Origin of the sequence: Actinoplanes sp. M2I2 (genome assembly GCF_023544445.1) — a bacterium.
GTDB lineage: Bacteria > Actinomycetota > Actinomycetes > Mycobacteriales > Micromonosporaceae > Actinoplanes.
Map to the genome: position 1 here is coordinate 53,269 of NZ_JALPVJ010000023.1, position 13,814 is coordinate 67,082.

General features: G+C 71.2%; 11 protein-coding genes. 7 read left to right on the forward strand and 4 right to left on the reverse strand.

The window, feature by feature from the left end; genetic code table 11:
• Positions 1-69: 69 nt before the first annotated feature.
• From HJC40_RS35770 to HJC40_RS35785, 4 genes are all read left to right on the forward strand, one after another.
• Positions 70-753 (forward strand): response regulator transcription factor, encoded by a 684-nt coding sequence (locus HJC40_RS35770; RefSeq protein ID WP_250007890.1) that lies wholly within the window; start codon positions 70-72, stop codon positions 751-753.
• Positions 750-2,501 carry a cell wall metabolism sensor histidine kinase WalK gene (locus HJC40_RS35775; RefSeq protein ID WP_250007891.1) on the forward strand — a complete coding sequence of 584 codons (1,752 nt, stop codon included), beginning with the start codon at positions 750-752 and terminating at the stop codon, positions 2,499-2,501. The genes HJC40_RS35770 and HJC40_RS35775 overlap by 4 nt, the downstream gene beginning before the upstream one ends.
• Before the next feature lie 72 nt (positions 2,502-2,573).
• Positions 2,574-3,779: an acyltransferase gene (locus HJC40_RS35780; protein WP_250007892.1), complete on the forward strand. Its 1,206-nt coding sequence runs from the start codon at positions 2,574-2,576 to the stop codon at positions 3,777-3,779.
• Complete coding sequence (locus HJC40_RS35785) at positions 3,776-5,476, forward strand: hypothetical protein (RefSeq protein WP_250007893.1); 1,701 nt, start codon at positions 3,776-3,778, stop codon at positions 5,474-5,476. The genes HJC40_RS35780 and HJC40_RS35785 overlap by 4 nt, the downstream gene beginning before the upstream one ends.
• Positions 5,477-5,483: 7 nt before the next feature.
• Here the strand turns inward: HJC40_RS35785 and HJC40_RS35790 are convergent, their stop codons facing one another.
• Genes HJC40_RS35790 through HJC40_RS35800 form a run of 3 tightly spaced genes read right to left on the reverse strand, consistent with a single transcriptional unit; the run spans position 5,484 to position 7,036 of the window.
• Positions 5,484-6,077: a DUF6461 domain-containing protein gene (locus HJC40_RS35790; RefSeq protein ID WP_250007894.1), complete on the reverse strand. Its 594-nt coding sequence runs from the start codon at positions 6,075-6,077 to the stop codon at positions 5,484-5,486.
• Positions 6,078-6,137: 60 nt separating this feature from the next.
• Positions 6,138-6,800, reverse strand: a complete 663-nt coding sequence (locus tag HJC40_RS35795) for a hypothetical protein (protein ID WP_250007895.1) — start codon at positions 6,798-6,800, stop codon at positions 6,138-6,140.
• Positions 6,788-7,036 (reverse strand): hypothetical protein, encoded by a 249-nt coding sequence (locus HJC40_RS35800; RefSeq protein ID WP_250007897.1) that lies wholly within the window; start codon positions 7,034-7,036, stop codon positions 6,788-6,790. The genes HJC40_RS35795 and HJC40_RS35800 overlap by 13 nt, the downstream gene beginning before the upstream one ends.
• Before the next feature lie 184 nt (positions 7,037-7,220).
• Here HJC40_RS35800 and HJC40_RS35805 point away from each other — a divergent pair, with 184 nt between their 5' ends.
• Positions 7,221-9,356, forward strand: coding sequence for a hypothetical protein (locus tag HJC40_RS35805; RefSeq protein WP_250007898.1), 2,136 nt, complete (start codon positions 7,221-7,223; stop codon positions 9,354-9,356).
• Positions 9,357-9,402: 46 nt separating this feature from the next.
• On the opposite strand, the gene HJC40_RS35810 is transcribed toward HJC40_RS35805, so the two are convergent.
• Positions 9,403-12,216 (reverse strand): BTAD domain-containing putative transcriptional regulator, encoded by a 2,814-nt coding sequence (locus HJC40_RS35810; RefSeq protein ID WP_250007899.1) that lies wholly within the window; start codon positions 12,214-12,216, stop codon positions 9,403-9,405.
• Between the two features lie 372 nt (positions 12,217-12,588).
• On the opposite strand from HJC40_RS35810, the gene HJC40_RS45770 reads away from it, so the two are divergent.
• The gene (locus HJC40_RS45770; protein WP_284044197.1) at positions 12,589-12,714 is read left to right on the forward strand and encodes a hypothetical protein; all 126 of its coding nucleotides are present in this window, start codon (positions 12,589-12,591) and stop codon (positions 12,712-12,714) included.
• The gene (locus HJC40_RS35815) at positions 12,711-13,679 is read left to right on the forward strand and encodes an ABC transporter substrate-binding protein (protein WP_250007900.1); all 969 of its coding nucleotides are present in this window, start codon (positions 12,711-12,713) and stop codon (positions 13,677-13,679) included. Before HJC40_RS45770 ends, HJC40_RS35815 begins: the two co-directional genes overlap by 4 nt.
• The last annotated feature ends 135 nt before the right edge of the window (positions 13,680-13,814 follow it).

Consider the following 13,814-nt stretch of genomic DNA (forward strand, 5'->3'; position numbering starts at 1 on the left):
GAAAAGGACTTGTCTCGGCAATGTCAGCGTTTGCCGATGGCAAGATCGGACGTTCCTATAGTTCCTTCCATGAGCGAACACGTGGTGGTCGCCGAGGATGACGTCCGCCAGGCTGAGGTGGTCCGGCGTTACCTCCTGGCGGCCGGATACCGGGCGTCCGTCGTCCACGACGGCCGCAGCGCGATCGAGCTGGTCCTCCGGTCCCGGCCGGATCTGCTGGTGCTCGACGTGATGATGCCGGAGCCGGACGGGATCGCGGTCTGCCGGGCGCTGCGCCGGGAGAGCAACGTCCCGGTGTTGATGCTGACCGCCCGCCGTGACGACGACGACCTGATCCTCGGGCTCGAGGCCGGTGCCGACGACTACCTGATGAAGCCGTACAACCCGCGTGAGCTGATGGCACGGGTCCGCACCATGCTGCGCCGCAACCAGTGGTCGCCGGACGCCGCGCTGCGGGTCGGTGAGGTCACGGTCGACGTGCCCGGTCATCACGTGACCGTCGCCGGGCGAAGGGTGGATTGCACGCCCGGCGAGTTCGAGATCCTGGCCGCGATGGCGGCCGCCCCGGACCGGGCGTTCACCCGGGCGCAGCTGCTGGAGAAGACCCGCGGGTTCGAGGCTTCCCCGACCGACCGGACCGTCGACATGCACGTCATGAAGCTGCGCCGCAAGATCGAGCCGGAGCCGCGCCGACCGGCGTACCTGCTCACCGTGTACGGCATCGGTTACAAGCTCACCGACGGGTCGCGATGAGGCCCCGGACCCTGGTGGGGCGTCTGCTGTCCCTGTCGCTGGTGGTCGTGCTCTGCGCCGTGCTGGCCACCACATGGCTGGTGGTGAACAGCACCACGTCGCAGCTCCGGCAGGAGCTGGGTCAGGGCATCGGCTTCGACGCCCGGATCTACGAGGAGGTGCTCGCCTACGCCGCCGTCCACACCACCTGGTCGGGCGTGCAGCCGTTGCTGGCCGAGCTGAGCGTGATGACCGGCCGGGAGATCACCCTCACCCGCGAGGACGGCACCTTCCTGTCCAGCTCGCGGGGTGAGCGGCCGGACCTTCCGGCCCGGCGGTCCGCGCTGGTCGACCCCCTCTACGTCGAGGGATCGCTCGCTTCCGGGGAGTCGGACTCCATTGGTATCTACGACCAGGTGCTCGGTCCGTACCGCTTGACCCCCGCCGAGCACCGGATGCTGTCCGGGCGGGTCCGGAAGGCCGAGCAGTGCATGACCGAGCAGGGCATAGCCGTCGGGGCCAACATCGACGGTCCGGGCCGACCGTCGCTGGGGCTGTTGTTCACGGACGCGGACGTGGTCTCGGCGCAGCTGGCCGAGTGCTATCGGAAGTCCGGCGCCGACGTGGTGACCGACACCGAGCGTGCGGCCCTGGCTCAGCTCACTGAGTTCACCAATGCGTGCCTGACCGGGATCGGCGCTGCGCCCCGGGTGACCGTGCTGCCCAACTTCGCCTGGAAAACGATCGGCAACGCCCCCTTGGCCCCCGGCCAACCGCAGGACTGCATCGATGCGTCTCGCCGGAAGCAGCTCGCGCCGTACGTGGCCCCGCGGGCCTACCTCTATGTCGCCGGCCCCGACCGGCAGGCCAGCACGGTATTCGACCTGTCCCGGGCCGGCACCACGCGGGTCGTGACCGTGGCCGGGCTGGTCCTGGCAGTCGCGTTCGCGGTCACTCTGCTGGTCGGCCTGCGGATCTCCCGGCCCCTGCGTGCTCTCACCCACGCCGTCGAGAGCGGTGCGAGCGACTTGCCGGTCCGGAGCCGGGACGAGATCGGCCGGCTCACCGCCGCGTTCAACGATCTCTCCGAGCGCCGGGAGGCCGTCGAACGGCAACGGCGCGCCATGGTCAGCGATATCGCCCACGAGCTCGGCTCGCCGCTGACCAACATCCGCGCCTGGCTCCAGGCCGCCCGCGACGGCGTGACCGAGCCCGGTCCGGAGCTGCTGGACCTGCTCGCCGATGAGGCCGAGCTGCTCGAGCATGTCATCGACGACCTGCGCGACCTGGCCGCCGCCGACGCCGGCCGGCTGCGCCTGCACCCGGAGCTGGTCTACGTCGACGAACTGCTCGGCCAGGTCGTCGCGGCGTACGGCAGCCGCGCCGACGGGGTCACGATCGCGGTCGAGACGACGGGCGACCCGGAAGTCATGCTCGACCCCAGCCGGATCCGCCAGGCCGTCGGCAACCTGCTCTCCAACGCCGTCCGGCACTCGCCGCCCGGGGCCACCCTGACCGTGCGCTCGCGGCTCGACGGCGACGACCTCGTGATCGAGGTCGCCGACACCGGCACCGGGATCGCCGAGCACGACCTCCCGCACGTGTTCGACCGTTTCTGGCGCGCCGACAAGTCGCGCAACCGGAACACCGGAGGCAGCGGGCTGGGCCTGGCCATCGTCCGCAAGCTCGCCGAGGCCCACGGCGGCACCGCCACTGTCACCAGCCGGTTCGGTCACGGCAGCACCTTCACCATCCGCCTGCCCACCTGACATCCCTCCATCCCCCACCGTGAGCGGCTGTGCCACTTGCGGCGATGACCCGTGCTGAGGAGGCGGCCGATCATGGCTGCGAAAACGAACCGCCTGCTGGCCCTGGACGGTCTCCGGCTGTTGTGCGCGCTGGCGGTGGTCCTGTACCACCTCGGCCTGGCCTGGTCGGTCGACGGCGTACGGCCGACCACCACCTATCTGCCGCAACCGGTGGCATCGGTGCTGATCTACGGCTTCCTCGGGGTCGAGATCTTCTTCATGATCAGCGGCTTCGTGATCTGCATGAGCGGCTGGGACAGGAGCCCGCGCGAGTTCCTCGCCTCCCGGGCCGCCCGGCTCTACCCCGCCTTCTGGGCCTGCGTCCTGATCACCACGGCGGTCATGACGGTCCTGCCGCTCACCGAGGGCATCCCCCTGCCGCACGGGCTGACCGGCGCCGACATCGCCATCAACCTCACCATGCTGGCGAAACCGCTGAACGTGCCGTACGTCGACACCGTCTACTGGACCCTCTGGTACGAGCTGCGCTTCTACGCGCTGTTCGCCATCCTGATCCTCATCGGGCTCACCCGTCGCAGAGTCGTCGTCACCGGCGCCGGTTGGCTGGTCGCCTCCGTCGTCGTCCCGGCCGGGGCGCCGCTCGCGGAGCTGGTCATGCCCCAGTTCGCGCCCTACTTCATCGCCGGCATCACGATCTATCTGATCCGCCGGCACGGGCCGCGCCTGCCGTTGTGGGCGCTGCTGGCTGCCTGCTGGGCGGTGAGTCTCTTCCGCGTACGGGAGCGCGTGCTTTCCGCCAACCCCGGCTTCCCGGTGCCGGTCTGGCCCGCCTGGCTGGTCATCACGCTGGCCTTCGTCGTCCTGGCGGCCATCGCCCTCGGAGTCACCGACCGCTGGAGCTGGCGCTGGCTCGCCGTCGGCGGCGCCATCTCCTACCCGCTCTATCTGCTGCACCCCCGAATCGGTTACACCCTGATCCGGTACGCCCGTGACCACACCGGGCTGCCGGTGCCCGCCCTCATCGTCGCCGCGGTCCTCGTGCTGCTCGTCGCCGCCTGGCTGGTCCACCACCTGGTCGAGCGGCCGGCCGGCCCCGCCCTGCGCCGCTGGATCGCCACCGGATCGATTAGCCCACCGCGGACCGCACGAGTCACTGACCTTTCCGCCGGCCCCGCGCTCGTACCCTCCGCGTCCTTGAAGGCAGGTGCCGCCGCGACGGCGAGGCCGGGCCCGGCCGGGGAACCCAGCGCCGGCGCGACGGGGCGCCGCAGCCAGTGATCACGGAAGCCCGGGCGGCCGTCCGTACCCGGCAAGAGGTCTGGCTCGGCGCGGGCGCGCTCTATCTCGGCCTGGCGCTGCTGATGATGGCCCGGTTCCTGCTGCACCCGGACGCGACCACGTCGGCCCACACGGCGCACACCGACCAGCCGTGGTTCGAGTGGCTGCTGCAGCACGGCGCCCTCTCGCTGCGGGACCTGTCGAATCCCCTGTTCACGACGCGGCTCAACGCGCCCGACGGCGTCAACATGATCGCCAACACGTCGGTGCTCGGCGTGACGCTGCCGATGGCGCCGTTGACGCTGCTGTGGGGCCCGCGCGTCACCTACGTCATCTGGCAAGTCGGGGCCGTCGTGGCGACCGCCTCGACGACGTGCTGGGTGCTGCGCCGGCACCTGCGGGTGACGCCGGCCGCGGCCATCGTGGCGGGGGCGTTCGCCGGGTTCGCGCCCGGTGTCGTGGCGCACGCGAACGGTCAGCCCAACTACACCTCGCACTTCCTGCTGCCGCTCATCGTGGCCGCGGTGTTCTGCGGCGGCACCGGCGTCCGGCGCGGGGTCCAGCTCGGTCTGCTCGTCGCGTACCAGGTCTTCATCAACGAGGAGATGCTGGTGATCACCGCGCTGGCCTGCGGCCTGGCCGCCATGCTGAGCCGGCGCATCCTGGACGTCGGGTTCCTGCGCAAGCTGGGCGTCGCGGCGGCGGTCACGTTAGTCATCACCGCCTATCCGATCTGGTTCCAGTTCTTCGGGCCCGGCTCGTTCCACGCGGTGCCGGCCTATGCGACGTGGGGTGAGGACGCGCTCGGCTACGTCACGTACTGGCGCGACAGCCTCGGGCACGGCTTCGGGCCGCAGAAGGCGCTCTACACCACGGATCTCTACAGCATGTACGGCGTCCCGCTGACCGTGCTGGCCGTCCTGCTCGCGGTGCTGCTGTGGCGGCACAGCCGGACGACGCGGGTCGTCGTACCCGTCATGGCGGTCTTCGCGGTGTTGTCCCTGGGACCGTCGCTGCGGGTCGGCGGCGAGCCGATCGGTCCCGGCCCGATGGCGTTGCTGGGCCTCGATTTCTGGCCGTTCAGCATGATGATGCCGTCCCGGATGAGCTTCGTCGTCACCGCGGGCGTCGTCATCCTGCTCGCGCTCGGCTGGGACCGGCTGGTCAAGGGCGGGCGCCGGCATCACGTGCTGATCCTGGCCGCGCTGATCCCGTTGATCCCGACGCCGCTGCCGGCCAAGGACCGGCCACTGCCGCCGGAGTTCATCCGCTCGCAGGCGTGGCGGCAATACGTGCCGGCCGGGACGACGCTCGTCGCCTTCCCGCTGCCGTACATCGTGGTGGGCGAGGACAGCTACACCTGGGCCACCTGGCCGGGCGCCGACTTTGCTGTGCCCGAGGGCTACTTCCTCGGTCCGGGCCGCAACGGCGACGCGACCGCCGGTCCGGCGGTGCTCAGCGAAACCCGGGTGCTCGTCGACAAGGTCTTCACGACCGGCGTGGTGCCCACGGTGACCGACGAGATGCGTACGGCGGCCCGCGCCGACCTCCAGCGCTGGCACGCCTCGGCCGTCGTGGTCCGCGCGACCCCGCAGTACGAGAGGATGCGCGAGCTGGCGACCGGCCTGCTCGGACCGCCGCAGCGGGTGCTCGACGTGTGGGTGTGGCCGATTTCCCAGGAGCTCGGTGGCGGGTAGCGGGTGCCTACGCCGGTGGCCCCGCGGACAGGCCACCGAGCCAGGGGCCCTCGAGCAGGCTGCCGTCGAGGGTGATGCCGGTGACCGCAGCCAGGGCGAGAGCCGCGCACTGGCTCGGCGTCCACCCGCTGATCTCGTCGCCGGGCTCCTCATCCCCCGCGGGGAAGCCGGCGTCTGCGAGGGCCGCGTTCCAGCCGTCGGTGAAGTGACCCCACCGCCGGAGAGTCACCGCGCTCAGGCCCGCGACCACGTCGCCGTCCTCGGCGATGAGCACGTCCACCCGGTTCGGGTCCCGGCTGATCGTGCCCGCGGTGCCCGCCTCGGACAGCTCACCGAGCATGTCCGGGTCGGCGCCGATCCACCCGAGGGTGCCCTCGACCTCGAGCACGACCGAGCCGTTGCCGGTCGCCGCCGGCTTGGCCAGCAGCAGCACCTCGGGCAACCGTCCGGGAATGCGCCGGCTGGCTTCGGCCAGCCCGTCGGGCATCGCGGCCGGCTGCCGGACGCCCATCATGTCCAGCGTCAGCGCCGGGGCCAGCGGTGTCACGGTGACACACCAGCCTTCCCCGAGGCGTCCGGTCAGGTCTAACGGCGCAGTCATCTGGTCCTCCCACCGTGCGGGGCGCCGGCCGGCGAGAATCCAGCCGGCGCCCGTACGGGTCTATTCGATGTCGACGTAGAACTCGTCGTTGGTGATGTCGGGGGCCGGCAGGGTCGCGTCCCAGGCCAGGATGCGGTCGTCGGTGTACCAGCTCCGCAGGAGCCCGCCCGCTACGCTCTTGTCCCGCTGAGGCACCGCCAGCACCGAGAAGTCCCAGTCCGGATGGTTCGCACCCTCCAGAGTAGAACCGAATGGGTATTCGTCACACTGCTCGGCCGGCGTGTTGGGCCGCGTCGGCAGCCCGGTGTCGAGGTACACGGCCGCGAACGGACCATCCTTGTAGCAGGCGCCGTTCTTGTGCTCCTCGTTCGCCCGGGTCTCGCCGGGGTGCAGCTCGCCGGTGATGCGGTGCAGCCCCGGCGCGTCGGCGTTGCCCGGATCGTACTTGCCGGGGATGCGCTTGTCGCGCGGCGCCGGCACGCCCTCGGCGAACACGCACGCCTGGGGATACTGCGTCAGGCCGTGCGCCATATAGGTGGCCGAGTCGCAGCGCACTTGCCGCGTCGCGGTCTTGCCGGGGTCGGAGACGCCGTACCCCATCGCCTCGTACTGCAGGTAGAAGCCGTTGAACGAGAGGAGGTCGCGGCCGACGCCGGAGCGGTCGAAGTTGTAGACGTCCCAGTAGAACCAGCGGCTGTTGTTGTCCCAGGTCACGAACGGCATGACGACCGGCCGAACTCGTCCTCGGCGTCCTCGGTCATGCACTGGTCGAGGGCGGCCTGGTTCGGCTGATCGCCGATCGACGGCGCGACCTTGGTGCTCGGTCCCGTCGCGGTAGCCGGCCCGGACTTGCCGTTGTCGGTGTTCGCGGCGCCCACCCGGCGCGCCTGCCGCGTCGCGGTCTCCACGCCTTGCGGCGCCTTGTGTTCGGTCTCCGCGATGACGGCGGCGGGCCGCACGGCCGCCGGCTGCGGCGCGGGCGCCGCGGACGCCGGGCTGCCGGTGCCGGACACCGCTTACCCGCGCCTGGCCGGGTCTGGCGGACGAGCCGGCCCGTTGATCTGGAGACCGCAGGAAATGTACGACGGCTGTATCGCCGATCTCTAGCCTGGCCGCGACAAGTCAGATCTGACGGGAGCCTTCGTGCGTAGACCACGTCCTGTACCCCTCCTCGCCGTCCTCGTGTTGCTGCTGTCGTTCGTCGTCGCGGGCACGGGAACGCCCGCCGCGGCGGCTGTGGCGACGCCCGCCGCCGGGCAGTACGTGCCGCTCACCCCGGCCCGGATCCTCACCCTGCAGCCGGTGGCGGGTGCGGCGACGTATACGTTCAGCCCGCTCGGCAAGGGCCAGATCCCGAGCAGTGGCGTCTCGGCCGTCGCCTTTCAGTTGCACGCGTTGAGCGACAGCGGCAACGGCACGCTGACCGCCTTCCCGGCCGGCATCACCCGCCCCGCCACCTCCAGCCTGAATTTCGTCAAGGACGTATGGGCCGACAACGCCGTCGTGACCGGCCTCGGCGCCAACGGCCAGATCTCGCTCTACAACGGGTCCACCACTGGTGCCGAAGCCGACGTGAACGTCGATGTCGTCGGCTATTACACGGCCGCCGGTTCCGCCACGGCCGGCTCGACCTATGTACCGCTGAAGCCCGCCCGGATCGTCAACGGTGTGTCCAACGCAGCCGGCGGCTTCTCCGACGTGACGCCGCTCGGACAGGGCGGCGTGCCGCACAGCGGGGTCACCGCTGTGGTGGTGCACGTGTCGACGCAGTCCAGTGCGGCGGGAACGTTGCTCGCCTTCCCGAAGGGCGTGGCTCACCCGACCGCCTCGGACACGCACTACGCGACCGGTGGCCGCTTCACGGCCCAGACCACGGTCAAGCTCGGCACCGGCGGGGCCTTCCGGATCTACACGACCACAACGGCGTCGCTGTGGGTCGAGGTCGTCGGCTACTTCCAGGATGCCACCGGCTCGGCCACCGGCTCCGTGTTCACCGCGGTCACGCCGACCCGGGTGCTCGGCCGCCCGTCCATCGCGGCCGACGCCACCGGCGCCTTCGCTCTCGCCGGGACCGGCGGGGTGCCCGCGACCGGTTCGTCCGCCGTCGCGTTCAACCTGACCGCCTACTCCGAGAGCGGCACTGCGGCGGGCGGGCTCACCGTCTACGCGGCGGACGAGACAGCGCCGGTCGCGCGCCAGCTGTCCTATCAGGCCAACACCCGCCGCTGGCCGACCCAGCAGGTCTCGCATCTCAGCCAGGACGGCGAGGTCGCGGTACGCAACGTGGGCGGCGGCAGCGTCGTGATGCTGATCGACGTGCTCGGCTACTACACCCCGACCCAGCTCCGGGCGAGCCGCCTGCCGTGGAGCTCCGGCGTCAACCCGCAGGACCAGACCACCGATCGGGCCGACGACTTCGCCCGCTTCCGCGGGGCCGACGTCGACAACGTCACCCTGTTCCCGCGGCGCGACAACTGGGACACCGTCGACGACGAGGACTGGATCCGGAACGGCCTGCCGACGGGCTTCACCCCGGCCCGCGACAACCTCATCCTGACCATCCCGCTCTGGCCCGGCGGCGGCGCCAACCACGTCAATTTCACCGGTACGCAGACCCAGTGGCAGGACCTGGCCCGGACCACCGCGAAGTTCGACTCCGACGCCTACGTGCGGCTGGGTTGGGAGATGAACCTGCCCGACTGGCACTGGAAGCTCACCGAGGACAACCAGGCCGCCTGGCAGGCCTCCTTCGTTCAAGCCGTGCAGTGGATGAAGGCCGCCGCCCCCGGTCTGCGGATCGTCTACAACCCCAACAAGGGCGCCGACCAGACCTGCAGCAACGAGTGCAGCGTGCGGGTCTTCGAGAACGTGCGGGACTACGTCGATGTGTACGCGATCGACTCCTACGACTCGTGGAATCCGGACTTCGGCACCGACGGGCGCGACGAACACTTCAACGGCTACCGCCGCCTCAACGAGTCGCTCGCCATCGCCACCGACAACGGCACCAAGTTCGCGGTCGCGGAGTGGGGTGTCGCCTGTGACGAATACAACCCCGACCCGCTTCTCAACTGCCAGTGGCAGGGCCACGCCGGCGGCGACAACCCGCAGTACATCCACGACTACCTGGGTTGGTTCGCCGGCAACGCCGGTGACCTCGCCTTCGAGTCCTACTTCGACGAGCCCGCTGCCTACATCCGCTCGGCGCTGAGCGTGAACCCGATCGGCCCTCTCGCGCCGGCGGCCTACCAGGCCGAGATCGCGGCCCATCGGATGTGATCCGGGCCGGTGCCGGGTCGCTCGTGCGGCCCGGCACCGGCCCGGCTCACTGCCGAGCCTGCTTCAGCAGGAGGTGAGTCTTCTCAGCGGCCGGGATGAGGCCCATTTCGCGATAGCCGGCCTCGGCTGCGGTCAGCAACGGGACCGCCGCCGATGCCCGGCCCTCGATCAGTTCGATCCGCCCGGCGGCCCGCCGGGCCGAGGCGATGCCCCACCGGTGCCCGATCCTGGTGGCGCGGGCGAGACACTGAGCGGCGAGGGCCCGGGCGTGCTCGATGGAGCCCAGCTCCAGGTAGGCGTCGGTCAGGACGATCTCGGCAACGGTCAGCTGCATCTGGTCGCGCAGCTCGGTGTACGCGAGCACAGCCTCCCGGGCATGGCGGGCGGCGACCGCGGGCCGGCCGCTGTTCCGGTGGCCCGCCGCGAGGTAGGTGTGGGCCTCGGCGGCTCCCCACACGTCTCCGGTGGCCTCGAAGATCGTCAGGGCCCGGCCGAGCGCCGCGGCCTCCCCCTCGGGCGACGGACTGAGCGGCTGCCGGAAGGCGAGCTCGACATAGCCGGCGGTCGGAGTGCCCTCGATCGCCGGCAACAACGCGGCAGCCCGGTCATAGGCGGTGCGGGCCTCACCCGTACGGCCCAGCAGCTCCGCGGCGACGAACCAGCCGAGCGCGGCTCCCGCCATCCCGGCGGCGTCGCCCAGCTCGCGATAGAGCTCGAACGACCGGCGCAGATGGGGCAGGGCCCCTTGGTTGTCGTCGCGGAATCGAAAAAGGCTGCCCCTGCTCAGGGCCAGCAGCGCAGCCGTGGCGGGCGGCAGCGGCGCCCCGGCCGGGAGCACGTCGTGCGTCGCGGCCCAATCGTCGATCCGCCCCCGCAGGACACAGAAGTTGACGGTGGCGGTCGCGAGCCGCGCGGCCAGGTCGACCTCCCCGACCTCGCCCAGCAACGGGATCAGCGTGCGCAGGCCGTCCAGCTCGGCCTCGAACCACTCCACCGGCGCGGCATCAGCCTCCGGCACGGCCACCGAGGGCGCGGGCAGCGCCATCGGCCGGCCCGGAAGCCGCCGGTTCGCCGTCAGCGCGGCCGCCAGATACGCCCGTCCCGCGGCGGCGATGAGCTCCCCGGCCGGCGGACCCGGCTGCTCACCGGCCGACAGCCGGACCAGGTCGTGCAACCCGTACCGTTCGGCGCCGTCGCTCGTGAGCACCTGGGCGTCGCGCAGCTGCTCGGCCAGGGAGTACGCCTGCGGCTCGCCGACGCCCAGCAGCGCCGCGGGCAGCCAGGCCGCGAACGTCCGCACCGGCAGGATGCTCATCGCCCGCAGCAGCTCGAGAGCTCGCGGCGAGAGCCGGCGATAGCTGAGCTCGAGGCTGGCCCGGATGTCGATGTCCCCGACGGTCAGCCGGTCGAGTCGCTGATGCTCGTCCGAGAGCCGCGCGACGACGCGCGCCAGGCCCAGGCCCGGCAGCGTCGCCGACCGCATGCCGGCCGCGCGAATCGCCAGCGGCAGACCGCCGCACAGGGCGATGAGCGCAGCGGCGGCCTCGGGCTCGGCGGCGACGGCGGCCCGCCCGGCGATCCGTTCCAGCAGAGCGATTCCGGCCTCGGTGCCGAGCGGGTGAACTTCGTGCAGGTGCGCCCCCGGCACTGTCAGCAGCGTCCGGCTCGACACCAGCAGCGCACTGCCCGGCCCGGGCATGAGCCGGCGCACCTGGGCGGTCGCGGTCGCGTTGTCGGCCACGATGAGGATCCGCCGCCCGGTCAGCAGAGACCGGAGCTGGTCGGCCTGCTCCTGCTGATCGCTGGGCATGGTGTCATCCGGTACGCCCAGCGCGCGCAGGAACCCTCGGAGGACGCGCTCCAACGGCACAGCGGTGCCATCCGTCTGCTGGAGATCGGCATAGAGGCACCCGTCCGGGAACTGGCCCGCCACCTCGTGGGCGGCACGCAGGGCCAGGGTGCTCTTGCCGATGCCGGCCATGCCGCCGATCACGACCGCCACCCCGGCGCCCGGCACGGGATCGGGCCGGCTCAGCAGCCTCGTCAGCCGGGCGAGTTCGTCCTCGCGTCCCACGAAGTCGGCCACTGCGGGCGGCAGCTGGAACGGCGTCGCGAGCCGGTCGGCGCCGTCCGCGTCGGCCGCCAGTAACCGGGGGTCGCCGCGGAGCACGGCCAGGTGGATCGCGGTCAGCTCGGGACCGGGGTCGATGCCGAGGCTCGCCGCCAGGACCGACCGTGCCTCCTGGAAGGCCAGCATCGCCCCGGCCGGGTCCCCGCTCTGATAGAGCGCGAGAACCAGCAGGCTGCGCAGCCGTTCGCGCAGGGGATGCTCGCCCACCGTGGCGCGCAGCAACCGTAGAGCCGCGGCCGGCCGGCCGCATCGAAGGAGCAACTCGCTGTGCAGCTCGACCGCGGCCAGATAATCGTCCTGCGCGGCAGCAGCCCGGGCCTGCAGCACCGGCCCGACCGGCTCACCGGCGAACGGCTGCCCGCGCCACAGCTCCAGCGCGGCCCCCAAGCCGGCCAGCGCCACCGCGGGCCGCTCCACGGCGGCCTTGCGCCCGGCCGCGACCAGCGTGCCGAACTCGGCCAGGTCGAGCTCACCCTCGGCCACGTCGAACCGGTAGCCACCGCTGTCGGAGCTGATCCGTTCGGGAAAGAGCTTACGGAGCCCGGAAAGGTAGGTACGGATGTTGGCCACCGCTGAGGCGGGCGGACGCTGCGGCCAGACCTCATCGACCAGAACATCGAGCGACACCGGCCGGTTACCCGCGGTCAGCAGCAGCAGGGCGACGAGCCGGGGCTTGGCCGCAACGAGAGCCCCCGGGAGTTCTGTCGGCCCCAGCACCCGGAACAGCACGACTCATCCTAACCAGCCCATCGCCGGTCATCACTGTCGCCCCGGCGAGGTCCAGCTCGCCGCAATCGCCACGACCGGCCGGCGAAGGACGGCAACCGCGGGACGGTGAGTCTTCGCACATCGTCGCGCCCCTTCTCCCCCACTGATCGACTTGATAGCTTGTTGCCACATTATGGCAATAACCAAGGGGTGGCGGTGACGCCCGTACTCCCGGGCCGGGAGCCCGACGTCCGGCGCGTCCAGGGGCGCGGCCGCGGCCATCCTGTTCGGAGCGGGGGCGGGCTTCGGCCAGTACGCCCTGTCGACCAGCGCCTTCCTCGGCGCCCTCGCGGCGTCCCTGCTGGTCTTCCTCATCGCCCGCACGGCCTCGTCGTGCCGCACCTGGCCCGCCGGCTGGTCGGGGCCCCGCATGCCCGCGTGGTGCCGGTCGCCGCCCTGCTCGGCGCCCCTTTCCTGCTGATCCCGATCCGCCGACTGCACGCCGGAGGCCAAGCATGAGAAGAATCGCCGCCCTCTCCACCGTCCTCGTGCTCGCTGCCGGCTGCGGCGCCACGGCCGAGGACGACACGAGCACTGGAGCCACCGCAGGCTTCCCGCTCACGACGAAGAACTGCGGGGTCGACGTCACCTTCGACAAGGCTCCCGAACGCCTAGTCATGCTCAAGAGCTCCGCCGTGCCCTTCCTGCACGAACTGGGCGTGCTGGACAGGGTCACCGCCCGCGCCGGGCAGTACCCGAAGGCGTACTACGACGACGCGACACTGGCCGAGCTCGACAAGGTGCCGCTGCTCACCGACAAGACCGACACCAGCGGCCACCTGCAGATCTCCAAGGAGATCGTGATCAGCCAGCAGCCCGACCTGGTGCTCGGCGAGGTCGACAACCTGTCGCGCGACACGCTGTCCGCTGTGGACATCCCGCTGCTCGAGGAACCGACGATGTGCGAGGGCAACACCGAGGCGCCGGCCTTCGACAGCATCTACGCGCAGATGCAGGCGTACGGGAAGGTCTTCGATCGTCAGAACGAGGCGGCAACGGCGGTCGCCGCGCTCAAGGAACGCATGTCGAAGGTCAAGGCCGACACCGACGGGCGTACGGCGGCCGTGCTCTACCCGACGGTCGGTGGCGGGGTCACGTACGCGTACGGGTCGACCAGCATGGCCCACCCGCAGCTCGAAGCGGCCGGCCTCACCAACGTGTTCGCCGACAGCAAGGAACGTGTCTTCGAGGTGACGCTCGAGGAGTTGCTCGGGCGCAACCCCGACGTGCTGATCCTTCTCCACGGCGACGGCGACCCCACCGCGGTCGAACAGGCCGTCACCAGCCTGCCCGGCGCCGAGAAGCTCAAAGCCGTACAGCACAAGAACGTCATGACCCAGCTGTTCAACTTCACCGAGCCGCCGACACCGCTGTCGATCGACGGCCTGGAGAGGATCGTCGAGCGGTTCAAGGCCGGCGCGTGATCGAGGCGAGCGGGGTTTCCTGGCGCTACGGCGCCAACCCTGTCATCGACGGCGTCAGCGTCACCGCCCGGCCCGGCCGGGCGCTCGGGCTGATCGGCCCGAACGGATCGGTAAGACGACCCTGTTGCACTCACA

What these genes read in the sequence shown, in the direction of transcription:
- HJC40_RS35770 (WP_250007890.1), top strand. Translation starts at nt 70, where the DNA reads ATGAGCGAACACGTGGTGGTCGCCGAGGATGACGTCCGCCAGGCTGAG.
- HJC40_RS35775 (WP_250007891.1), top strand. Translation starts at nt 750, where the DNA reads ATGAGGCCCCGGACCCTGGTGGGGCGTCTGCTGTCCCTGTCGCTGGTG.
- HJC40_RS35780 (WP_250007892.1), top strand. Translation starts at nt 2,574, where the DNA reads ATGGCTGCGAAAACGAACCGCCTGCTGGCCCTGGACGGTCTCCGGCTG.
- HJC40_RS35790 (WP_250007894.1), bottom strand. Translation starts at nt 6,077, where the DNA reads ATGACTGCGCCGTTAGACCTGACCGGACGCCTCGGGGAAGGCTGGTGT.
- HJC40_RS35795 (WP_250007895.1), bottom strand. Translation starts at nt 6,800, where the DNA reads ATGCCGTTCGTGACCTGGGACAACAACAGCCGCTGGTTCTACTGGGAC.
- HJC40_RS35815 (WP_250007900.1), top strand. Translation starts at nt 12,711, where the DNA reads ATGAGAAGAATCGCCGCCCTCTCCACCGTCCTCGTGCTCGCTGCCGGC.